The organism is Nitrosospira sp. TNL200 (assembly GCF_055386305.1).
The window spans coordinates 93,844-115,310 of record NZ_AP041003.1 but is presented as its reverse complement, the minus strand read 5'-3'; the positions used below and the strand labels follow the sequence as shown (position 1 = coordinate 115,310).

General features: G+C 56.9%; 19 protein-coding genes and 1 pseudogene. 7 read left to right on the top strand and 13 right to left on the bottom strand.

The features are described from left to right. Positions 1 to 1,007: 1,007 nt before the first annotated feature. Positions 1,008 to 1,577, top strand: a complete 570-nt coding sequence (locus ACZ5CE_RS00590) for a redoxin domain-containing protein (protein ID WP_464575813.1) — start codon at positions 1,008 to 1,010, stop codon at positions 1,575 to 1,577. Positions 1,578 to 1,672: 95 nt separating this feature from the next. On the opposite strand, the gene ACZ5CE_RS00585 is transcribed toward ACZ5CE_RS00590, so the two are convergent. The 4 genes and pseudogenes from ACZ5CE_RS00585 to lolA all read right to left on the bottom strand — a co-directional run bounded on the left by ACZ5CE_RS00585 (position 1,673) and on the right by lolA (position 5,792). Further along, complete coding sequence (locus tag ACZ5CE_RS00585; RefSeq protein WP_464577560.1) at positions 1,673 to 2,377, bottom strand: DUF6781 family protein; 705 nt, start codon at positions 2,375 to 2,377, stop codon at positions 1,673 to 1,675. 60 nt (positions 2,378 to 2,437) lie between these two features. Further along, positions 2,438 to 3,790 (bottom strand): annotated as a pseudogene (gene serS / locus ACZ5CE_RS00580) (serine--tRNA ligase); the annotation flags it as partial. A 72-nt stretch (positions 3,791 to 3,862) separates the two neighbouring features. Next, positions 3,863 to 5,176, bottom strand: a complete 1,314-nt coding sequence (locus ACZ5CE_RS00575; protein WP_464575812.1) for a replication-associated recombination protein A — start codon at positions 5,174 to 5,176, stop codon at positions 3,863 to 3,865. Continuing rightward, the gene (lolA, locus tag ACZ5CE_RS00570; RefSeq protein ID WP_464575811.1) at positions 5,169 to 5,792 is read right to left on the bottom strand and encodes an outer membrane lipoprotein periplasmic chaperone LolA; all 624 of its coding nucleotides are present in this window, start codon (positions 5,790 to 5,792) and stop codon (positions 5,169 to 5,171) included. Before lolA ends, ACZ5CE_RS00575 begins: the two co-directional genes overlap by 8 nt. A 341-nt stretch (positions 5,793 to 6,133) precedes the next feature. On the opposite strand from lolA, the gene ACZ5CE_RS00565 reads away from it, so the two are divergent. Beyond that, positions 6,134 to 6,949 carry a methane monooxygenase/ammonia monooxygenase subunit C gene (locus ACZ5CE_RS00565; protein ID WP_464575058.1) on the top strand — a complete coding sequence of 272 codons (816 nt, stop codon included), beginning with the start codon at positions 6,134 to 6,136 and terminating at the stop codon, positions 6,947 to 6,949. A 181-nt stretch (positions 6,950 to 7,130) separates the two neighbouring features. Here the strand turns inward: ACZ5CE_RS00565 and ACZ5CE_RS00560 are convergent, their stop codons facing one another. The 5 genes from ACZ5CE_RS00560 to ACZ5CE_RS00540 all read right to left on the bottom strand — a co-directional run bounded on the left by ACZ5CE_RS00560 (position 7,131) and on the right by ACZ5CE_RS00540 (position 14,697). Beyond that, entirely contained in the window at positions 7,131 to 9,437 is a 2,307-nt protein-coding gene (locus ACZ5CE_RS00560) for a DNA translocase FtsK (protein ID WP_464575810.1), read from the bottom strand. A gap of 388 nt (positions 9,438 to 9,825) precedes the next feature. After that, positions 9,826 to 11,214 carry a glycolate oxidase subunit GlcF gene (glcF, locus tag ACZ5CE_RS00555; protein WP_464575809.1) on the bottom strand — a complete coding sequence of 463 codons (1,389 nt, stop codon included), beginning with the start codon at positions 11,212 to 11,214 and terminating at the stop codon, positions 9,826 to 9,828. 9 nt (positions 11,215 to 11,223) lie between these two features. Beyond that, on the bottom strand, positions 11,224 to 12,306 hold the full coding sequence (glcE, locus tag ACZ5CE_RS00550; protein WP_464575807.1) for a glycolate oxidase subunit GlcE: 1,083 nt from the start codon (positions 12,304 to 12,306) through the stop codon (positions 11,224 to 11,226). Between the two features lie 37 nt (positions 12,307 to 12,343). Beyond that, a complete protein-coding gene (locus ACZ5CE_RS00545; RefSeq protein ID WP_464575806.1) occupies positions 12,344 to 13,798 on the bottom strand; it encodes an FAD-linked oxidase C-terminal domain-containing protein in 1,455 nt (484 codons plus the stop codon). Then, on the bottom strand, positions 13,795 to 14,697 hold the full coding sequence (locus ACZ5CE_RS00540; RefSeq protein ID WP_464575805.1) for a 2-hydroxy-3-oxopropionate reductase: 903 nt from the start codon (positions 14,695 to 14,697) through the stop codon (positions 13,795 to 13,797). Before ACZ5CE_RS00540 ends, ACZ5CE_RS00545 begins: the two co-directional genes overlap by 4 nt. Positions 14,698 to 14,789: 92 nt before the next feature. Between ACZ5CE_RS00540 and ACZ5CE_RS00535 the strand changes: the two genes are divergently transcribed. Both ACZ5CE_RS00535 and ACZ5CE_RS00530 read left to right on the top strand, forming a co-directional pair. Further along, positions 14,790 to 15,071, top strand: a complete 282-nt coding sequence (locus ACZ5CE_RS00535) for a hypothetical protein (protein WP_464575804.1) — start codon at positions 14,790 to 14,792, stop codon at positions 15,069 to 15,071. Next, entirely contained in the window at positions 15,068 to 16,222 is a 1,155-nt protein-coding gene (locus ACZ5CE_RS00530; RefSeq protein WP_464575803.1) for an NAD(P)/FAD-dependent oxidoreductase, read from the top strand. The genes ACZ5CE_RS00535 and ACZ5CE_RS00530 overlap by 4 nt, the downstream gene beginning before the upstream one ends. A gap of 73 nt (positions 16,223 to 16,295) precedes the next feature. Here ACZ5CE_RS00530 and ACZ5CE_RS00525 read toward each other — a convergent pair whose 3' ends face one another. From ACZ5CE_RS00525 to ACZ5CE_RS00515, 3 genes are all read right to left on the bottom strand, one after another. Next, the gene (locus ACZ5CE_RS00525; protein ID WP_464575802.1) at positions 16,296 to 16,430 is read right to left on the bottom strand and encodes a hypothetical protein; all 135 of its coding nucleotides are present in this window, start codon (positions 16,428 to 16,430) and stop codon (positions 16,296 to 16,298) included. Positions 16,431 to 16,445: 15 nt separating this feature from the next. Then, entirely contained in the window at positions 16,446 to 17,096 is a 651-nt protein-coding gene (locus ACZ5CE_RS00520) for a hypothetical protein (protein ID WP_464575801.1), read from the bottom strand. Between the two features lie 80 nt (positions 17,097 to 17,176). Further along, entirely contained in the window at positions 17,177 to 17,491 is a 315-nt protein-coding gene (locus tag ACZ5CE_RS00515) for a hypothetical protein (RefSeq protein ID WP_464575800.1), read from the bottom strand. Positions 17,492 to 17,949: 458 nt separating this feature from the next. Between ACZ5CE_RS00515 and ACZ5CE_RS00510 the strand changes: the two genes are divergently transcribed. The 3 genes from ACZ5CE_RS00510 (at position 17,950) to ACZ5CE_RS00500 (ending at position 19,526) form a co-directional block, all read left to right on the top strand. Beyond that, positions 17,950 to 18,273, top strand: a complete 324-nt coding sequence (locus ACZ5CE_RS00510; protein WP_464575799.1) for a hypothetical protein — start codon at positions 17,950 to 17,952, stop codon at positions 18,271 to 18,273. A 98-nt stretch (positions 18,274 to 18,371) separates the two neighbouring features. Then, complete coding sequence (locus ACZ5CE_RS00505; RefSeq protein WP_464575798.1) at positions 18,372 to 18,911, top strand: hypothetical protein; 540 nt, start codon at positions 18,372 to 18,374, stop codon at positions 18,909 to 18,911. Positions 18,912 to 18,920: 9 nt separating this feature from the next. Further along, a complete protein-coding gene (locus ACZ5CE_RS00500) occupies positions 18,921 to 19,526 on the top strand; it encodes a hypothetical protein (protein ID WP_464575797.1) in 606 nt (201 codons plus the stop codon). Positions 19,527 to 19,575: 49 nt separating this feature from the next. On the opposite strand, the gene ACZ5CE_RS00495 is transcribed toward ACZ5CE_RS00500, so the two are convergent. Then, positions 19,576 to 21,342, bottom strand: a complete 1,767-nt coding sequence (locus tag ACZ5CE_RS00495) for an FAD-dependent oxidoreductase (protein ID WP_464575796.1) — start codon at positions 21,340 to 21,342, stop codon at positions 19,576 to 19,578. Positions 21,343 to 21,467 lie beyond the last annotated feature (125 nt).

The following is a 21,467-nucleotide window of genomic DNA, read 5'->3' as shown; positions in this document are numbered from 1 at the left end:
CATCCTGAAATACAAGGCATGCGTGAAATTTAATCCTGCCTTTCACGCTGCCCCATCCTTTTCCCGCCAGGGCCCTTCCTTTCCACTTCAATCACTGATCCGGCGTAAGCCGCTCGGACCGAAATGGAGCGAAATTCTACCACAGCAAAATTTAGCGTACAAGAAAGAAAACGCGATCATCCTAATCAAAAACAATAATGACCCTATTCTAAAAATTGGTATTTTCCCTTCTTCAAAACAGGGTAATTTTACCCCATTGGCATTGTGGGAATCCGCTCGGGGAACGCCTGGAGAAAAGGGCCGGCAGCCGGTTGGAAAACGATGCATAATCTGATGAATATATTTTAAGATCAATGGTATAATTAAAAATACGTCGTGTTCCATCAAACCGCCGATCCGCGTGGATCGAGGTGTATTTTGAAAGCGCTCCATTCACACGCCTCACATTTTCCTCATAAAGCCTCTTTCGCTTCAACACCATTCTTCCGGTTAATGACGTCGTCAATATTTGACGGGGAATATATGTCGATTTCATATAGAAAACGTGCCCTGGCGACGAACTTTTTGCCCCCGCTTTTTACTATCTCGACCCCCTTGCATTGCCTTCATGGCGATATCTGGATAGCCCTGCGTCATCACCTTAAAAAACCGGAAACATTCTTGACGGAATACCAGGATTCCGCCTATTATTGCGGTGGAAAAAGGAAATTTATGTCCAGTTTTCTCCGATTATTTAACAGGTTAAATAATCAAATAATTCCGGATAAAATCGCGCGTAGCCATCTGCCATGAATCGGATGCAGCGCGTACCTTATTTTGCGCAAAAGCAAAAGTATCCTCGGCGCAGAGGTGGACTCCGATGAGTTGCAGACGGGAAGATGCCACTGCTGCCCAGACGGGTTTTTACTCTACCGTTGGAGCGCGCCAGGCCGGGATAAGGGGAGCCGCCATGGATATTCCCAAGCCGATTTTATCGGGTGGATAATCCTGTTTACGAGGAGGAGCGGATGACGGAAAACGATAGCATCAGCACCAGAATGGCCCCTGAACTGCAAGCTTCCGGATGGCTCAATACACCCTGCCCGCTTTCATTGGCGGAATTGCGTGGCAAGGTGGTCGTTCTGCATACCTTTCAAATTTTTTGCCCCGGCTGCGTACAAGTCGGCATTCCCCAGGCGCAAAGGATTTATCAGGAATTCGACCCCGAACGGGTGGCGGTCATCGGCATGCACACGGTCTTTGAACACCACTCGGTGATGGGCCGCGACGCGCTGGAAGTATTCGTGCACGAGTACCGGCTTCGCTTCCCTATAGGCATAGACAAATATGACGGAGAGCCGCATGGCGTTCCGCTTACCATGCGTGTGTACCAGATGCAAGGCACGCCCACCCTCATTCTCATCGATAAAAGCGGGCACATCCGCTTGCACAAGTTCGGCCATGTGAGCGATCTGGCCGTCGGTTTTTCCATTGGCGCATTGCTGTCCGAAGAACCCGATGAATCCACAACGGTACAGGGAACGCCTCAAATCCCCGAGGGAGAAGGTAGTTGTGGCGCGGAAGGTTGCAGCGTTTAGCGATATGCAAACGATACAGGCGCCTTGCCTCCGGTTCGGGCTTTGCTCAAAGGTTTCTTAAGGTATTCCGGGTATTCTGAAAAAGCAGTGGCTATTCATGAGCGACGATCGGAAGGCTTACGTCCGGATTTGACGCGTTCGGCCACGCCGCTTAGCATTCCGGTCGCGACCTGGCGCATGAGTTCGGTAATCGCATGCGTCAACCTTACGCCGGTTTCCAGTCCCACGCGCCCGGTCGAGCTTATCTCACGGTTGAAAGCCGCCAGCGTATCCTCCAGCTGAGACCCGACCGCGGTACCGTTGCGCTTTGCATGTGTCACGAAGTCGCGCAAAGTTTCCGACACGGCTTGCTGAGCGCTGGAAGCGGAAGCCTGCACCACTTCAAAGAAAAGATGCTCGATGCTTTCCAGTTCGGAACGCAGATGCGCAAGTTCCTCGCTGGAAAACTTCTGGGCCCGGCCGGCAGCCTCCTCCAGAGCCAGCTTCGATGCTTCTGCAAACTGCGCCAGCGCCGTATCCAGGCCGGCAACCGCGTCGCGAATGGATTCCAGCACTGCGTGGGTCTCCCCGGAATTATTCTGCATCTTTTGCTGGGCGCCTTCGCGCACTCCCTGCATCACTGCAGTAAGGATATGGCGAAGAGATTCGAAATCGGGCCGGGTACTGAGCGCCTTGACCGTTAAATCCCGTACCGCCTGCTGGACATTATTCCCATGGGCGATAGCCTCCCGCACCTCAGATTCGAGCGCCGATGCTTTCCCGCTCTTGTGGATGGGTTTGCTGCCAGATTTGCCTTGCATGATAAAACTCTCCCTGGAATGAGAAATTGGCCGGTTTGAATTAGTTTTCTGCCCCCGGGCAAGCCGATCCATTCCGCCCATGTATGGTTGCAGCACGCGAGGAATGGATATGCTGCCATCGGCATTCTGAAAGTTCTCCAGAATCGCCACCAGCGTGCGCCCTACCGCCAGTCCCGATCCGTTCAGCGTATGCAGCAGCTCCGTTTTACCTTTTTCGTTACGGAAGCGCGCCTGCATGCGCCGCGCCTGGAAAGCCTCGCAGTTGCTGCACGAGGAAATCTCGCGGTAGGCGTTTTGCGCTGGCAGCCACACTTCGATGTCGTAGGTCTTGGCTGCCGAAAAACCCATATCGGCGGTACATAACAGCATTACCCGATAAGGCAGTTCCAGTTTCTGCAAAATTTTTTCAGCATGGCCGGCAAGCTCCTCCAAAACGTCATACGAGCTTTGCGGATGTACGATCTGCACCAACTCCACTTTATCGAACTGATGCTGGCGGATCATTCCGCGCGTGTCCCTGCCATAACTGCCCGCCTCGGAGCGGAAGCACGGCGTATGCGCGGTGAGCTTGACGGGCAAGGCCTCCAGGGCAATGATCTGATTGCGCACGGTGTTGGTCAGCGGAACTTCCGAGGTCGGGATCAAGTACCAGTCTTCTTCCCGAGCCGAAGAGCCGCCTCCGGCGTGCAACTCTCCCTGCGCGGCCTTTGCGGATTCCGGCACGCCTTCGCCCGGCTCATCTTTCTGGTGGTAAATTTTAAATGAATCATTTTCGAATTTCGGCAGTTGCCCGGTACCCCGCAGGCTTTCCGCATTGACCAGATAAGGCACATACGCTTCCGTGTACCCGTGCTCCTGCGTCTGGACGTCCAGCATGAACTGCGCCAGGGCCCGGTGAAGACGTGCAAGGCCCCCGGTCATCAGGCTGAAACGCGAGCCGGTCAGTTTGGCAGCGGTCGCGAAGTCCAGCAACCCGAGATTCTCGCCTATGCTTACATGATCATTTACCGGAAAATCGAATGAAGGCAGTGTTCCCCAGCGCCGCACCTCCCGGTTATCGGTTTCGCTATTTCCCTCGGGAACGCTGTGGTGCGGCAGGTTTGGCATTTGCAGCAATATCTGCTGCAACTCGCTTTGAATTCCTTCCAGCTCGACCGCATTCCGAGCCAGCTCATCCCCGAGGCCGGAGACTTCCGCCATGAAAGAATTTGCATCCTCTCCTCTGGACTTGGCATTGCCGATCTGCCGGGAGAGGGCATTGCGCCGCGCCTGCAATTCCTGGGTCCGGGTCTGCAAGTCCTTGCGCTTCGTTTCCAGAATTTCGAATCCGGCAATATCCAGGAGGAAGCCACGCCTGGCGAGGCGTTCCGCGGTTCCCCCCGGGTCGGTGCGCAACAATTGAATATCCAGCATGCAAACTCCAAAAAATGGGGTGCGCCAGCACCGATGGGCCTGCTGCCCGCCTGGGCTCTCTTCCAGGACTCCCTATGATTGCTTCTTTGCCTGTTCGTCCAGTTCGCGCAGATGGTCCAGTCTTTCCGCGATTTTTTTCTCAAGACCGTACGGAGTAGGTCGATAAAACCGGACCTGTGGCATTCCTTCAGGCAAATAATCCTCTCCGGCGGCGTATGCTTCAGGTTCGTCATGCGCATACCGGTAGCCATGCCCGAAACCCAGCTCCTTCATCAGCCGGGTGGGTGCGTTTCGCAAATGTTCCGGGACAGGCCGCGACTTGTCGCCAGCTATGAAAGCTCTCGCTTCATTATACGCAAGATAGGCGGCATTGCTCTTGGGAGCGCAAGCAAGATACAGGGCTGCCTGCGCCAGCGCCAGTTCCCCTTCGGGACTGCCGAGGCGCTCATAAGTTTCGCTTGCGTTCAATGCGATCTGCAGTGCGCGGGGATCAGCCAGGCCGATGTCTTCCGCCGCGACGCGAATGAGACGGCGTGCGATGTAACGCGGATCGGCTCCTGTGTCGAGCATCCGGCATGTCCAGTAAAGCGCGGCATCTGGATTGGAGCCGCGAACCGATTTGTGCAAGACGGAAATCTGGTCATAGAAGTTGTCACCTCCCTTGTCGAAGCGGCGCCCGCCGGGAGAGAGCGCAGCTTGCGCATACTCCCTGTCTATTGCGGCAATGCCTTCGGTTGCCGCCGCCGTTTTTATCTGCTCGAGAAAATTGAGCAGGCGACGAGCATCGCCGTCAGCGTACCCGATCAATAGGCGTTTCGCATCCCCCGTGAAATCCAGGTCCGGCAGCGCGAGATTGCGCGCACGCTCGAACACGATCCCGATCTCATCGTCCGACAGCGGGTTGAGCACATACACTTGCGCACGCGACAACAATGCGCCGTTCACTTCAAACGAAGGGTTTTCGGTAGTAGCGCCGACAAATGTCACCAACCCCTGTTCGACAAAGGGTAGGAACGCATCCTGCTGGGATTTATTGAAGCGGTGCACCTCGTCGACAAACAGGATGGTGTGCCGCCCGGATTGCTGCAGGATAGCCTGGGCGCGTTCCACTGCTTCACGGATATCCTTCACGCCGGACAAGACTGCGGACAGCGCGATAAATTCCGCATCGAATACCGCTGCCATGAGGCGGGCCAGTGTCGTCTTGCCTGTCCCCGGCGGCCCCCAGAGAATCATGGAATGCGGCTTGCCGGATTCGAAAGCAAGCCGCAGCGGCTTGCCGGCTTCAAGCAAATGAGATTGGCCTACTACGTCTTTCAGTGCTTGAGGACGCAATTTTTTCGCGAGCGGCGCGGAAGGCTTGCGCATCCCAAACAGGTCAGTCACTGATGACGTCCGAGCCAGCGGGAGGAGTGAACTTGAATAGATCCGGGGCAAGTCGGGGGTTTCGCTCCAGTCGCGAAAATGTAAGCACCGTGGTCTGGCCGAAATTATCGTGCAATTCCATGGATTTCAGTACCCCGTCCAGCGTAAAGCCCAGTCGCACCCACTCGAAAGTACTATCCCTGGTTTTGGGTTTTGCTTCGAGCCATTCCGTGCCTGCGAGAGAACCGGTATCGCGAAGCTCGAAATTCTGTTCAATATCGGAATCGCCGGCGAGCAATGCGGCGGGACTGCTTCCGATGGCAAGATCGAGGCGGCGCACCGTCACCTGATTGAGATCGCGATCATAAAACCATATGCGGTCGCCATCGCCTACGATCAGTTGTTCGTAAGGCTTTTCGTATATCCAGCGGAACTTGCCCGGACGCTGGAACTGCATGGTTCCCTGCCCTGTTTGTACGGTACGCCCGTTCTTGTCGAGAACGCTTTGGGTGAAAGTTGCGCGAACCGTGCGCGCATCGTGGATGAAATTCTTGAGGCTGCTTGTTGCGCTTGCCTGGGCAATGGAAGCCAGCGGGTAGAACAGAAGAAACAAACAAAAATGCTTTAAAACGTCCATATGTGACTGGATCTTGCTCAATCGTTGTAATTATTCAGACAATCAGGACGCTGATGCACGCGTAGCGAAGAATGAATCGATAACCCGAGACCACTGCTCCGATTTTACCGGTTCTGCCGCCGCCGGGGGAATAAAAAAGTGCATCGCAGCCTGTGGCCGCCTTGGTGGATGGACGAAGCTTCGGGTGATCGCATGGGCTTAATGATATCCCTGCTTGCCATCCGTGTTTTCACCAGGGAGAAAAGGGAACTAAACTGTATTCCCCTGAATCCAATTACATGCACGCGGCGTTATTCCGCCGCGAAGGGTTGAGGTTCAATTATTGGTTTAGGAGGTGAAATATGGCAACAACACTAGGGACGTCAAGCCACGCGGCGTCGAGCGGACGCGACTACGACATGTCGCTGTGGTACGACTCGAAGTGGTACAAATTTGGGTTATTGACCATGCTGGGCGTAGCGATTTTCTGGATTTGGTTCCAGAGGACGTTTGCCTACTCGCACGGGATGGACTCGATGGAACCCGAATTCGAGAAGGTATGGATGGGTCTGTGGCGGGTTCACATGATCGTCATGCCGATATTTGCACTGGTGACCTGGGGCTGGATATGGAAGACCCGCGACACCAAGGAACAGCTGGACAACCTGGACCCCAAGCTGGAAGTCAAGCGTTACTTCTACTGGATGATGTGGCTGGGCGTGTACCTGTTTGGCGTATACTGGGGCGGCAGCTTCTTCACCGAGCAGGACGCCTCCTGGCACCAGGTCATCATACGCGACACCAGCTTCACCCCGAGCCACGTGGTGGTGTTCTACGGCTCCTTTCCCATGTACATCGTCTGCGGCGTGGCGAGCTACCTGTATGCCATGACGCGCCTGCCGCTGTACTCGCGCGGGACCTCGTTTCCGCTGGTCATGGCCATTGCCGGTCCGCTCATGATTCTGCCGAACGTGGGATTGAACGAATGGGGCCATGCCTTCTGGTTCATGGAAGAACTGTTTAGCGCGCCGCTGCACTGGGGCTTCGTCATCCTGGGCTGGTCCGGGCTGTTTTCTGGCGGCATTGCTGCCCAGATCATCACCCGCTACTCCAACCTGACCGACGTCGTCTGGAACAACCAGAGCAAAGTCATCCTCAACAACAGGATAGTGCCGTAATTACCAGCCATCCTGGCTAGTACCTGTTGGAATGCCCCCCGTTTCCTTTGCGGAAACGGGGGGGCATTTTATTTGCTCCTACCCTTATATTCCGTTATCTGCGCTGCCAGATCCATCACGATTCAAAGAACAGGGCTGCGGGCGAGACGAGGGCCTTGTTCTCAATACTGACCAAGCCAGGTTACTTATTTCCCGCTGGAACCAGCACTTCCCTGTTACCGTTGCTCTGCATTGCGGAAACAAGTCCGGCACGCTCCATATCTTCGATCAACCGCGCCGCGCGGTTGTAGCCGATACGCAAATGGCGCTGCACCAGGGAAATGGAAGCACGGCGAGACCGGAGCACCACCGCGACCGCCTCGTCGTAAAGCGGATCGGCCTCCCCGCCTTCCTGACCGATAAAACTGCTACCGTCACCCGTGCCATTTTCTTCCTCTATTGAATCAAGCACGCCTTCGACATAGCGCGGCTCACCCCGCTCCTTCAGATAATCCACCACCCGATGTACTTCCTGGTCGGCGACAAATGCTCCATGCACCCGTTGCGGATAGCCGCTGCCAGGCGGCAGATAAAGCATATCGCCCTGCCCTAGCAGGGCCTCCGCTCCCATCTGGTCGAGGATGGTGCGGGAATCCACCTTGCTCGATACCTGGAACGCGACGCGCGTCGGAATGTTGGCCTTGATAAGCCCGGTAATCACATCCACAGAAGGCCTCTGCGTGGCGAGGAGTAAATGAACTCCGGCGGCGCGCGCCTTCTGGGCCAGCCGCGCAATCAATTCCTCGACCTTTTTCCCGACTACCATCATTAAATCCGCCAGCTCGTCTATTACAACCACGATAAGCGGCATTTCCTCCAGCGGCTCCGGTGCTTCGGGAGTGAGGCTGAACGGATTAAGCAACGGCTTGTCGCCCTTGATCGCATCCCGTATTTTTTGGTTGTAACCCCCGAGGTTTCGCACTCCCAGGGACGACATCAGCTTGTAGCGCCGCTCCATTTCCGCGACACACCAGCGCAATGCGCCAGCTGCCTGGCGCATGTCCGTGACCACGGGAGCGAGCAGATGTGGAATGCCCTCATATACCGACAATTCCAGCATTTTCGGATCCACGAGGATGAGCCGCACCTGTTCCGGCGTGGCCTTGTAAATCAGGCTGAGAATCATGGCGTTGATTGCCACCGATTTTCCCGAGCCTGTGGTGCCGGCGACGAGCGCATGAGGCATCCTTGCCAGATCCGCCACTACCGGGTGCCCACCGATATCCTTGCCCAATGCGATAGTCAAGGGCGAAGCCGTCTCCGCATAAGCCTGGGAGCTCAGGATCTCTGACAGGCGCACGACCTGCCGCCGGGGGTTGGGAATCTCCAGGCCCATGCTGGTCTTGCCGGGAATGGTCTCGACAACCCGTATGCTCACTACCGAGAGCGATCGCGCCAGATCTTTTACCAGATTGAGTATCTGATTGCCTTTGACGCCTACCGCCGGCTCGATTTCATAACGGGTAATGACCGGGCCGGGATAGGCCGCTACTACTTTCACTTCGACTCCAAAATCGATCAGCTTCCGCTCGATCAGGCGAGAGGTGAATTCAAGCGTATCCGCCGACAATATTTCCACGTCCTTCTTCGTCGGCTCGTCCAGCAGATGCAATGGCGGCAACGGGGAATCTGGCAAATCGAAGAACAGCGGCGCCTGCTTTTCCTTGATGACCCGGGTGGATTTGGCAATGGTGCTGGCAGGTTGCTCGATATGCAAAGGCGGTTGTTCGAGAAATCGTTTTTTTCCTACTTCGACCACCTCATTCCTCTTCGTCGCGGAGACCGCTCCCGCGCGCCGGTCCAGCCAGTTATTCCAGCTACGGCCGATAAACCGCCAACCGTTCTCTATCAGCATACCGAGCTTTTCAGTAAGCCTCAGCCATGACAAGCCCGTAAAAAGGCTGAAACCGATCGCAATCGTGATCAGCAAGCCCAACGTCGCGCCCGTGAAGCCCAGCGTTTGCGACAGCCTGTTGCTGATCAACTGGCCCAGCATGCCGCCGGGACTCTGCGGCAGCGTCATTTCAAGCGTATAAAACCGCAACGCTTCCAATCCGGCGCTGGAGACCAGCAAAACCAGAAAACCGATAATCGAAACGATCAAAGGGCGGCGATCCAGGATTTCCGCGAATTCGATGTCGATGCGATGATAGGCCAGCGATACGAGATAAAGAACGAACAACACGCTCCACCAGGCCGAAACGCCAAACAAATAGAACAGCAAGTCAGCCAGCCATGCACCGGCTGTGCCCCCCGGGTTATGCACCCGTTCGCTGCCGCTGTGCGACCAGCCGGGATCGGCGCGCTCATAGCCATGAAATATCAGGACCAGGTAAAGCGCCACCCCGAGCAGGGCAAGCCCCACGGATTCCCTGATAAGCCTGGCGAGCTTCGGCGGCAACGGACTGGAATTCGGTTTTTTTGCCATTGGCTTGTTGGCAAAGCTCATGCGATGCTTCATATTCGAAAAGGACGACGTTGATTATATAGGGAATCTCTGGACAAATCCTCGCCGAGCACGTTGACGGGAAAATCGGATAGGCTCGAGGAGCCAGGCCAGCTCAGACATTCCCCCAGGTTAAACCAGGGTTAAAAAGCGACACCTCCCGAGCCTTCCGTCTCAGGAGATGAACATGCGCCGGGAATCACCTGACCATAAAGCGAAACCCGGAAGCAGCACCAGTATCAAGAACCGGAAATACGTTGAATAAATACTCCGGCCATTTCCATGAAGGCTGGAATTCAGTAGATTGAAAAAACTCTGGATTCCGGCTCACCGCTAGCGCAGCGCCCGGAATAACAGTATTTCTTATGCAGTGAATTTACGATTCATCACATTAGCGTGGAACCGCTCGGGCAGGTACGAGGCCGGTCAGTGCCTCGTCCAGAATTTCGATCCAGTGATCGACCTGCAGGGACGTGCCGCTTTGCACATGCATGAGGCAGCCGATATTGGCGGTAGCGATACGATCCGGATCTCCGGATTCCAGCGCCCAGACCTTGTTTTCCAGCAGTTGCCTGGATAGCTCAGGCTGGAGAATGGAATAGGTCCCTGCTGATCCGCAACAAAGATGGGAATCGGGTACCACGGTCAATCGAAAACCTGCTGCCAGAAGGATTTTTTCCACCACTCCACGGATCTTCATCCCATGCTGGAGAGTGCAGGGAGAATGAAAGGCAAGCTTCGGCTTCTTCTCATTCGGTATGGATGTGCCCAGAAGCCGCAGCAGGGATGGGCTTTCCGCCTCCACGATTTCACTGATGTCTTTGGTCAATTCCGAAATTCGCGCGGCCTTGCTTGCATAGGCCGGATCGTGACGCAGCAAATGGCCATATTCCTTCACCGTCACCCCACACCCGCTCGCGGTCATCACGATGGCTTCCACCCCCGCGCCTCCTGCGCTATCTTCGCCCGCTCCTTCTTCGGCCAATCCTGATCTTGCTCGGTCTTGCGCATTCCGGGCACCTTTTACATCTCTTGTATCTTTCATATCCCTTACGTAGGGCCACCATGCGTCCACATTGCGACGCATATAGTCCAGCCCCTCCTGCTGGGCATTCAGGTGATAGGATAGCGCACCGCAACAACCCGCATCCGGGGCACTGATGAGCGATATTCCCAGCTTGTCCAGAACCCGTCTCGTGGCGGCATTGATATTGGGCACGAGCGCGGGCTGCACGCACCCCTCCAGCACCAGCATCCTGCGCCCATGGCGAAGCGCGGGCATAGTGAGCTGCCGCCTGCCAGGCACGGGTTTCTGCGCGGGCCGCGGAATTTCGTCCTGCAAGCTGGCCGGCAACAGCGGGCGCATGGCCCTTCCTGCCTTCAGCAGGGCGGCAAACAGGCCCGGGTTGGGCAGAATCCGGCGTAATGCATACCGCATGCTACTGGCGGCCGCTCCGCGCCCGACCTTCTTTTCAACGAGTCCGCGGCCGATATCGACCAGACGGCCGTATTTTACTCCCGATGGGCAAACAGTCTCGCAGGCGCGGCAAGTCAGGCAGCGGTCGAGGTGCAATTGCGTTTTCCGCGTGACCGGCGCACCTTCCAGCATCTGCTTCATCAGGTAAATGCGTCCGCGCGGGCTATCCAGCTCGTCACCCAGCAATTGATACGTCGGGCAGGTCGCAAGGCAGAAACCGCAATGAACGCAGGTGCGCACTATCGCTTCCGCTTCCTGGCCTTCCGGCGTGTCCTTGATAAAATCAGCGAGATGGGTTTGCATTGATTATGCTCATATTTCCGCGTACATCCGGCCCGGATTGAATATGTGGTACGGGTCGAACTGCTCCTTGAGACGCCTGTGAATCTTCAGCATTGCCGGTGGCAAAGGATGAAACGCGTCAGCCTGGTGACTGGGCCCGTTTCTGCGAAAAAGCGTGGCATGGCCGCCCGCCTTCTCCGCCGCAACGCGGATAGCAGGAGCATCTGCTTCGCTGGCGAACCAGCGCAGCGCTCCTCCCCATTCCATGAACTGCTTTCCTGGCAAGAATAGCGGCCAAGTGGTCGGTTTGACCGACAGGCGCCAGAGAGGCATGCCGGACTGGAAAAATGGATGTGTCTGTTCGCGCACCGATTCCCAGAACGCAGTCCCATCCATAACTTCTTCTCCGCCCAGCCTCTCGCGCGCCGCGCGCACCGCCGGCTCGGCACCAGAAAGCCTGAAAGTGAGCTCCCCGCCATGAAAACAGGTTGCTGAAACGGGCAGGGGTTTTGCAGCCCAGGAATTCATTTTTTCGATTGCCTCCGCCTCATCCATCTCCATGCGCAGCGTAAGCTCCCGCGCAGGCATAGGCATTACCTTGAGGGAAATTTCGAGCAGCAGGCCCAGTGTTCCCATCGAGCCCGCCAGCAACCGCGAGATATCATATCCTGCCACGTTTTTCATTACCTGCCCGCCAAAACTCAGATCCTTGCCTTTGCCATCCAGCATGCGCACGCCTAATACAAAATCCCGAACGGCTCCGGCGGATGCCCGGCGCGGGCCGGACAGCCCGGCAGCCACACAGCCGCCTATGGTCGCATTGGAACTGAAGTGCGGAGGCTCGAAAGACAGCATTTGATGGCAGCCGTTCAATTCCCTTTCGAGATCGGCAAGACGGGTGCCCGCGCGAATCGTGACGACCAGCTCCGTAGGCTCATAATCCACGGTGCCGCTATAAACGCCGGTTTCCAGGACGCTTTCTCCTGTTCTGCCTGTTGTGCCGCCGAGGTTGCCGTAAAAATCCTTGCTTCCTCCGCCACGTATGAGCAAGGGAGTCCTGTTTTCCGCAGACAGGCGAATAGCATGAGTAAACTCGTCGATGACAGGCTGCATGAATTAACGGGGCTGCAGGATGGGAAGCATGGCGATGTCAGAACCTTGGCAATTCGGGAAATTTTTCTTCGCCCCGGTGCACATGCATGGCGCCGTGTTCCGCGCAGCGGCGCAGGGTGGGAACGGCTTTTCCGGGATTCAGCAGCCCTTCCGGATCGAATGCCGCTTTTACTCCATGGAACATTTCCAGTTCGCCCGGCCTGAACTGGGCGCACATCTGATTGATTTTTTCCACGCCAACTCCGTGCTCGCCGGTAATGGTCCCCCCGGCCTGCACGCACATGTGAAGTATTTTTCCCCCGAATTCCTCAGTCAGTTCGAGCTCGCCAGGCTTGCTCGCATCATACAGTATCAGCGGATGCAAATTTCCATCGCCGGCGTGAAAGACATTCATGCAACGCAAGCCGTATTTTTGGGAAAGGGCTTCGATCCCGCTCAATACCTGTGATAGCTTGCTGCGGGGTATGGTGCCATCCATGCAGTAGTAGTCGGGGGAAACCCGGCCAGCCGCCGGAAATGCAGCCTTGCGGCCGGCCCAGAATCTCAGCCGTTCCACCTCGCTGGAAGAAGCCCTGATCTCCATGGCCCCGCTGCTTTCCATGATCTCGTCGATACGGCGGATTTCCTCCGACACTTCCTCCGCCGTCCCGTCGGATTCACATAGCAGAATCGCTGCCGCTTCCAGGTTGTATCCCGCGTGGACAAACTCCTCCACGGCATGCGTAGTGATTCGGTCCATCATCTCCATCCCGGCGGGAATAATACCCGCAGCGATGACGTTCGCCACCGCATCCCCCGCCTTGCGTATGTCGTCGAATGCGGCCATGACTACCTCCGCTTTTTCCGGCCTGGGGATGAGCTTGACGGTTACCTCGGTCACGATGCCCAGCATGCCTTCGCTCCCTGTCATCAACGCCAGGAGGTCATAGCCGGGGGCATCCAGCCCATCGCTGCCGATCTGGAGAATCTCGCCCTCAATGGTGATCACCCTCAGCTTGAGAATATTGTGCACGGTAAGCCCATACTTCAGGCAATGCACGCCACCCGAATTTTCGGCAACATTGCCCCCGATGGAACAGGCAATTTGCGAGGATGGATCGGGCGCATAGTACAAGCCATAGGGCATTGCGGCCTCGCTGATGGCCAGATTGCGCACACCGGGCTGCACACGGGCGGTTCGGGCCGCCGGATCGATTTCAAGTATGCTTTTCAGCCTGGCCAGGGATAGCAGGACCCCGTGCGCATGGGGCAGCGCGCCGCCGGACAAGCCCGTTCCTGCGCCCCGGGCTACCACGGGCGTTTTTGCCGCGTGGCATACCTTGAGAATCCGGAGCACTTCTTCTTCGGTTCTCGGCAGCACAACGATCAACGGCGTCTGGCGGTATGCGGACAGGCCGTCGCATTCGTAGGGTCTCAAATCTTCCGCTTCGTAAAGCACCGCCTCCGCAGGCAGGAAAGCACGCAGGCTGGCAACGAGGGCAGTTGAACTCATTGCTTGTCCTTACGGCCCTGGCCGATTTCGTGATTCGCCAGTTTTTCCAGGACCCGCACCAGCGCGGAACTATCCCAATTGGCTCCACCATCCGCAATGCAGGCATTGAATAATTCCTGTGTGGACGCCGTATTCGGCAAATACACGCCCAGTGCGCGAGAACCGGAAAGGGCAAGGCCGAGATCCTTTTGATGCAGCTCAATACGAAAACCGGGGTCGAACAGACGCTGAATCATGCGCTCCCCGTGCACCTCCAGAACGCGCGATGAGGCGAACCCGCCCATCAGGGCGCTGCGCACTTTTGCGGGATCCACTCCCGACCGGGATGCGAACAGCAACGCCTCGCCCACGGCTTCGATAGTAAGGGCAACCGTGATCTGGTTGGCAATCTTGCAAACCTGGCCAGCGCCGTTGGCTCCGATCAGCGTCACGCTTTTACCCAATAGCTCCAGTATAGGTCTCACTCTCTGGAAGACGGTTTCGGTAGCACCCACCATGATGGTAAGGGTTGCATTGCGCGCGCCGATATCGCCGCCAGACACCGGTGCATCGACATAATCGCAACCGAGATGGTTGATCCGCGACGCGAATACCCTGGTCTCCGTGGGAGAAATCGAACTCATGTCCATCACGGCTTTCCCGCCGGTGAGCCCCTGCGCCACTCCATTCTGGCCGAAAAGAACCTGCTCCACGTCAGGCGTATCGGGCAGCATGGTTATGGTGATTTCGGCGTTTTGAGCGACATTGCCTGGAGAAGGGCAGGCGATGCCTCCCTGCTCAAGCAATTCTTCCGGCACTCCGCTGCGCGTATGCAGAAACAGCTTATGTCCGCCCCGGATAAGGTTCCGGGCCATGGGCCTGCCCATGATGCCGAGCCCGATGAAGCCGATATTTGCCATGGCTACGCGGCTACGGATTCCATTGCCCTATAGAAATGCAATTGCCTGCTCGCGCCTTGAATGGCGGCTTTCGGCAACTTTTTGCATGCTGCATGGACAAATATCGATACCGCATTTTTCATAGGAATTCCGGAATATCAAAACCTGTTGGAATAATTTACCATTCGACATTTTCGCAACAAAATCGAAGTCGAATCGATATCACCGATTATTGTAACGATAACCCTGCCGAAACAAAGGCGCGCCACTCGGCAGCATTGATTGCTGGCGAAGGCAACATTATAAACCTCGGGGAAGGCATTCCGGCGGTAGGTTGCATCAATTGGGAACGAATGAAAATTTATCGAGCTGAAACAGGGAAAGCGCAGGCATGAGTGAAAAACCGGTAGTGATTATTGGTAGCGGGCTGGCGGGCTATACCGTGGCGCGTGAATTTCGAAAACTTGACCAGAACACGCCTGTGATAATGATTTCGGCGGATCACGGCGGGTTTTATTCCAAGCCGATGCTATCCAACGCGCTGGCTTCCGGCAAGACCCCGTCCGTCATACTCAATGCTAGCGCCGAGAAGATGGCCGAGCAGTTGAAGCTGATAATTCGTCCCTATACCCGGGTAAAAACCATAGACCCTGCCAGCAAGACGCTCACGCTGGAAGGCGGCAAGGAGATCCCCTACCGTCAGCTCGTCCTGGCCCTCGGCGCCGACCCGATCCGGCTGCAACTCGAGGGCGGGGCGCGGGAAGAGGTTTTATCCGTAAATGACCTGGACGACTATCAGCGCCTGCGTGATGCCCTTGAAGGAAAAAAGACAGTGACTATCCTGGGCGCGGGTCTGATCGGTTGCGAATTCGCCAACGATCTCGCGGCGGCTGGCTATCAGGTCCGGGTCATCGATATCAGCACACAACCGCTAGGCCGGCTTCTCCCTCCTTCAGGCGGGTTTTTTTTGCAGCGCAAGCTCGAGGCTGCCGGTGTCACTTTTCATCTGGGAACAGCAGCCCGGCATGTGGAGCGGATACACGAAAGCTTGCGCCTGACGCTGGCAAGCGGCGAGGTCATACAGACGGATCTCCTGCTTTCCGCTGTCGGGCTGCGGCCACGCATCGCGCTGGCGGAGGCAGCCGGGATCGCGGTGAATCGCGGCATCACCGTAACTCGTTCGCTGCAAGTCAGTTGCGCCGATATTTATGCCCTGGGCGACTGCGCCGAAGTGGAAGGCAGGGTGCTGCCCTTCGTCATGCCGATCATGCACGCTGCTCGTGGCCTCGCCGCAACGCTTGCCCAAGCCCCGACGCCGGTGCGGTATCCTGCGATGCCCGTCCTGGTCAAAACTCCCGCTTGTCCGGCGATCGTATCTCCGCCTGACTCCGGCAAGCCCGGTGATTGGTCGGTCGAGGAAGACGAGCACGGAGTGAAAGCCTTGTTTCAGGGCGAAAAAGGCGAACTGCTGGGCTATGCCCTGTTAGGCATGGGAACCAAGGAAAAGAACGCGCTAGCTGCGCAGTTGCCGGCAGTGATGGAATAAGTCTGAATCCGGCAGTTGACCGCTCTTTTTTAGCTTGGAACCATGATGCAAGGATTTTGGCGATACTCGACGTTCACCTGCGTGGTAAGTTCGCGATCGCTTCGAAAGGAGCCTGGCGAATGCTCTTCAGATCCTTTGGAGCCTCGCCGCCGGGTCGGGATAGTTCCTCATAGAAGGCTTCGCGCAGCTTGCGCAGTTCCTGTTTCAACTTCTCCAATAAAGCCTAATAGCCTTTGGAGCGCATGCAGGAAGCATAAGCAGCCTGATATTGCGCATCGTGCGATTTATTCTCGTTGAGTCCATAGAGCGTGCCTCCCGCCACACCGGTGACGCCACCTATGGCTGCCCCTTTACCAGCCCCACTGCCTCCGCCCGCAATCGCACCGCCCGCCGCGCCGACTGCTGCGCCGATGGCAGCTCCAAGTGCTGCGTTTTTGAGAACTTCTTCGGTTTTGCTGTTTACCTTTTCATTCGCATATCTGTTACACGCCTCCATCACCGACTGCGGCGGATATGCCGGACCAGCAGGATAGACGGCACCTTGCGGCGGATATGGCGGCGGGGGTGGCGGCGCAGCGGCGGCATGCTGTCTGCTCGGCCGGGGTGCACTGCGCTGGACGGCATGCCTTTCTTCCGGCACAGCGCTTGTCGGGCCTGCAGAGCCTGTGGAGTCTGCTGGGCCTGTCGAGGAAGTGGGCGGATTCTCGGCGGGAGCCGTGGTTACGGATTGTGCGCTCGCCTGTGGCGGAGGAGAATCGGTTTGTCCGTTTTTGGAGTCGCGCCCCACTATCAATAGCGTAGCCGCGGCAGTAGCGCCTACCAGCAATATTCCAATCGTGGCAAACTTCCAGTAATTAACCGCATCGTTAGACATTTTTCATCTCTTTCTTTATCTGTTTCTGTTGCTTGTTTCTCTTGGAAAAGCACTGAACGGCAATTTCCGATCCGCAGCCGTTAGTCGGAACCGTGCTTGCCCTGTCCCTTTCCGTGGCCCTTTCCATGCCCTTTGCCGTGATCTCCGCCCTTGCCATGTGATTGATGGCCGTTGTTGTCCTGATTCCTTTCGCCGGAACGCTGTTGTCCTTTTACCGAGTCCGAAGACCACTGCGCATTGGTATTCTGACTCCCCTGCTGGCTCATGTGTTCAGAAGCCGAGCCTCCGGAATGATTGGTGTGACCGGCATGGCCGCCCTTTCCGCCTTGTGCAAGCACCGTGCTGCCATATCCAAGAATAATACCTGCCAACAATACCGCCAAGCTTTTATACATGACTTTTTTCCTTTCAGTTGTCAAATTTTTTACCTGAGGTCTACCTGTTTTTCGCTTGCACCACTCTTGCACGATGCAGGCAAAAAGCCATGGCTTGGAAGAGTACAACCCGGATTCACGTTTTGGTATTGGACTTAGGTACACCTTCCCGCAGGTCCAGGCCAAATCTTCCCGCCTTGCTCACCGCACATAACGCGCATCGGTTTCATCCGTTTACCTATTGTCTGCCATCGCCGGTGATTCTGCGCGGCCCGCCATGCAGATTTCTGTTTATGCAATATCCTCGCACCCATGAGACCCGCACAATAAAATTATTAATTTTTTGTGAATTTTTTGTCAACTCAAGACAACCGAAATTCTATTGATGCGTTATATCAGCATGGCCGCGGCGAACAGCATCGAGTGGTCCCCGGCCGTTTCCGCGGGAAACCGCAACCATACTCTGGAATGGAGACAAAATGAGAACAATCAAACTGATGTGCGTAGCGCTCATGCTGCTTGGGTCGATCCCTGCAACCCAGGCATGGGCTGGAAGAGGGCACGGTCACCATGGCCACCATCATGGGCATCACCGTCACGGCGGTTATGGCGGTTACGGCCTAGCATTGGGAATGGGCTTGCTGGGCTATGGCCTCGGCGTTTACGCCAACCGGGCGCCTGCTTATCCGCCTGCCTATAGCTATCCGCCAGTTGTCTATGCGCCGGCGCCGGTATACGCATACCCGCCGGCTGTTGCCGTGCCCCCCGCGCCGGTTTATATTCAACAGGGAGGCTGGCGTTAAGGCGTCTGGCTGATCGTTGGTGTTGGGCCTGTTAATGTCCCGCGCGGCTGCATTGGCATCTTATCAGCCGTGGCCCGGCCTTTTTAATGAGGGTTCGAATGATTAAAACCAGACTTACCAGACTTATTTGCGCAACGCTGGTCCTGTTCGCGATCGCGGTTCCTGCCTCGACATGGGCAAGAGGCGGACATGGTGGACATGGCGGTGGCCACCACGGAGGACATCATGGGGGCCAGCATGGAGGACATCATCACCATGGTCATCATCATGGCGGATATGGAGGGTGGGGAACAGGTCTGGGACTGGGTTTGCTGGGCGGCTTAGGCCTGGGTTACTACGGGAGCCGTGCCGCCTATTATCGTCCCCCTGTCTATGGATACGGGGGATATGGATATGGAGGATATGGGTATGGGGGATATGGATACGGAGGGTACGGCTATCCCGTAGCACCTTATCCAGCGGTAGTCGCGGTTCCCGCGGCGCCCCCGGTTTATATACAGCAGGAGGTGGCGCAGGCCCAGCCGCAAGCCCAGGCATCCAACTACTGGCATTACTGCCGCAACCCGGAAGGTTACTATCCCTACGTGAAAAGCTGTCCCGAAGGCTGGATACAAGTTGCTCCCCAGCCCGCTCAATAGGCCTTTGCCATGGGAAAAGTAACCCGGTTATCGGCTCTGGTTGCAATGTGCTTCATTGCCGGCTGTGCGAGCATCCCGACCGGCCCGAGCATGATGGCGTTGCCAGGGACCGGCAGGAGCTTCGAACAGTTTCGCTACGATGATTATTACTGCCGTCAATTCGCCTATGACACTTCCGGCGCGGTTACGCCAAACAATGCGGCCATAGCCAGCGGAGCCGGAACTGCCGCCGTGGGAGCGGGGATCGGCGCGGCGGCGGGCGCGCTGTTGGGCGGCGGACATGGCGCAGCCGTTGGCGCCGGAACCGGCCTGATCGCCGGCAGCCTCGCCGGCATCAATACTGCCTCGGCTTCCGGAAATATCAGCCAGCAGCGCTATGATGCCAGCTATATCCAGTGCATGTATGGCAAAGGTCATCGCGTTCCCGTGTATGGGCAGGTTCCTGCACAAACTCCCGGTGGCGCTTATGCCAACAGCTACAGCCCTTATGCCAATGATGCCAATGGCTACAACCGCTATCCGCCCTATCCGCCCTATCCGCCAGGTCAGCAGCGTTCGCTGCCACCGCCGCCACCCCCTCCTCCGGGAATTCCGCCACCGCCACCTCCACGTTGAGCCTGGAAAGGATCGTTATTTCCCCCGCCAGAGCTGCCACGGATGAGGTTCAGGCAGGAATGCTCTGATACTCGGCAAGCCGCGCATGCACCTGCGCGACCACAGCGGCGCCTTCGCCCACAGCGGCAGCAACACGCTTGGTTGAACTGGCACGCACATCGCCGATCGCGAATACTCCCGGTACCGAAGTCTCGAGCAGCAAGGGACGATAGTCGTTTTTCGAATGCGCTGGCTGGTAATCGATCCAAGACAGATCGATACCGGTACAGACAAACCCCTTGTCATTGACTTTTACACCGCAATTCCCCAACCATCCGGTATTCGGATCAGCACCCACGAACAGAAAAATACGGCGGACAGATTTAGTGTGCTTGCTGCCGTCTCTGCGATGGCGCCAATGAACCGCGCTCACTCCCTCTTCGCCGCCTTCGATTGCCACGATTTCTGATTCTGCATACAGCGTCACATTCGGCAGCGACCCGATACGGTCGATGAGATATTTCGACATGCTTTTTACCAGATCGGGGCCGCGAATCAAGTGGTGCACATGCGACGCGTGGGTCGCCAGGTATACGACAGCCTGCCCGGCCGAATTTCCGCCACCAACCAATATGATTTCTTCCTTCCGGCATAGCGCGGCCTCGATTGGCGATGCCCAGTAATAGACCCCCCGGCCTTCGTATTTCTCCAGTTCGGGTATGGCGGGATGCCGGTATTTTGCGCCCGTGGCGATAACCACCGTTTTTGCCGATACCCGCATACCGCAATCCAAATGGATCGTGCGAGGAAAGCCGGAGCAGTCGAGTGACGTCGCTGCGACGGGCACCACCATTTCGGCGCCGAATTTCTGCGCCTGGATATATGCGCGTGCGGCGAGCGCCTGCCCGGAGATACCGGTCGGAAAACCCAGGTAATTTTCGATTCTCGCACTCGCGCCCGCCTGCCCGCCGAATGCATGGGTGTCGAGCACCAGGACCGAAAGACCTTCTGATGCGGCATATACCGCAGCAGCAAGGCCCGCAGGGCCGGCGCCAACGATCGCAACATCGTAGACGCGGTCTGGACTCAATTCGATGTACAAGCCCAGATGATGCGCGAGCTCCCTTTCGCCCGGACATTTAAGAACGGTTCCATCCGGGCAGACAACCAGCGGCAATTCGTCTGGGCGAGGCTGGTGAAGTTTCATCACATCTTCCGCAACGCTATCGAGCGCGGGATCCAGTACCACATGGGGATGGCCATTCCTCGAAAGAAATCCCTGCAGCCGCACCATGTCTGCTCCACCAGGGGGACCGACCAGCGCCGGGCCGCCACCGCCGGTTTCGATCAATCCCATGCGTCGCAGGATCAGGGCTCTCATGATGCGTTCCCCGAGCTCGGCCTCGGCCACGACCGCTGCACGCAAGGAGGGCGGGTCTATCACCAGTGCTTCGACGACTTCGAGGGCGCGCCCATAGGCGAGCACAGGCCGTCCCGAAAGCTGGCCGACCTCACCCGAGAAGTCGCCCGGCTCGCCTCGAATTATCGGAATCTCGACGCCGAGGCTATTTTTGCGCGTAACCATGATGTGTCCGCGCAGCAAAACAAATGTGCCGATCCCGCGCCTGCCGGGCTCGAATAATAATTCACCCGGCTGCCAGGTACGCGTTGTGCCAAAACGCCGTAGCCGATCTACTTCCGAGGGATCGAGCTTGGGGAACATCTGCCCGCGGCGCGGCTCCAGGCTTGGCGGCAATGGAAAATCCGCCGTACCGGGTGGCGCTTCATCCACTTGAGCAGACTCCAGCGAATGTGCGTTGTCGAAAATTTCATTCATCGTGGCTTGCGGTCCTCATTGGAGGTAAACGGCCTGGCCGCGGCTGAAATCGAGACCTCTCTTTATCAATATAGCACCCCATTCCAGGAGTCGAGAGAAAGCCAGGGTATCAAAGCTCGTCATTC

Bases quoted from the DNA above. Each gene is read 5' to 3' on its own strand.
- ACZ5CE_RS00590 (WP_464575813.1), top strand. From the start codon at position 1,008: ATGACGGAAAACGATAGCATCAGCACCAGAATGGCCCCTGAACTGCAA.
- ACZ5CE_RS00585 (WP_464577560.1), bottom strand. From the start codon at position 2,377: ATGCAAGGCAAATCTGGCAGCAAACCCATCCACAAGAGCGGGAAAGCA.
- lolA (WP_464575811.1), bottom strand. From the start codon at position 5,792: ATGGACGTTTTAAAGCATTTTTGTTTGTTTCTTCTGTTCTACCCGCTG.
- ACZ5CE_RS00565 (WP_464575058.1), top strand. From the start codon at position 6,134: ATGGCAACAACACTAGGGACGTCAAGCCACGCGGCGTCGAGCGGACGC.
- ACZ5CE_RS00560 (WP_464575810.1), bottom strand. From the start codon at position 9,437: ATGAGCTTTGCCAACAAGCCAATGGCAAAAAAACCGAATTCCAGTCCG.
- glcF (WP_464575809.1), bottom strand. From the start codon at position 11,214: ATGCAAACCCATCTCGCTGATTTTATCAAGGACACGCCGGAAGGCCAG.
- glcE (WP_464575807.1), bottom strand. From the start codon at position 12,306: ATGCAGCCTGTCATCGACGAGTTTACTCATGCTATTCGCCTGTCTGCG.
- ACZ5CE_RS00545 (WP_464575806.1), bottom strand. From the start codon at position 13,798: ATGAGTTCAACTGCCCTCGTTGCCAGCCTGCGTGCTTTCCTGCCTGCG.
- ACZ5CE_RS00540 (WP_464575805.1), bottom strand. From the start codon at position 14,697: ATGGCAAATATCGGCTTCATCGGGCTCGGCATCATGGGCAGGCCCATG.
- ACZ5CE_RS00535 (WP_464575804.1), top strand. From the start codon at position 14,790: ATGGACAAATATCGATACCGCATTTTTCATAGGAATTCCGGAATATCA.
- ACZ5CE_RS00530 (WP_464575803.1), top strand. From the start codon at position 15,068: ATGAGTGAAAAACCGGTAGTGATTATTGGTAGCGGGCTGGCGGGCTAT.
- ACZ5CE_RS00520 (WP_464575801.1), bottom strand. From the start codon at position 17,096: ATGTCTAACGATGCGGTTAATTACTGGAAGTTTGCCACGATTGGAATA.
- ACZ5CE_RS00515 (WP_464575800.1), bottom strand. From the start codon at position 17,491: ATGTATAAAAGCTTGGCGGTATTGTTGGCAGGTATTATTCTTGGATAT.
- ACZ5CE_RS00510 (WP_464575799.1), top strand. From the start codon at position 17,950: ATGAGAACAATCAAACTGATGTGCGTAGCGCTCATGCTGCTTGGGTCG.
- ACZ5CE_RS00505 (WP_464575798.1), top strand. From the start codon at position 18,372: ATGATTAAAACCAGACTTACCAGACTTATTTGCGCAACGCTGGTCCTG.
- ACZ5CE_RS00500 (WP_464575797.1), top strand. From the start codon at position 18,921: ATGGGAAAAGTAACCCGGTTATCGGCTCTGGTTGCAATGTGCTTCATT.
- ACZ5CE_RS00495 (WP_464575796.1), bottom strand. From the start codon at position 21,342: ATGAATGAAATTTTCGACAACGCACATTCGCTGGAGTCTGCTCAAGTG.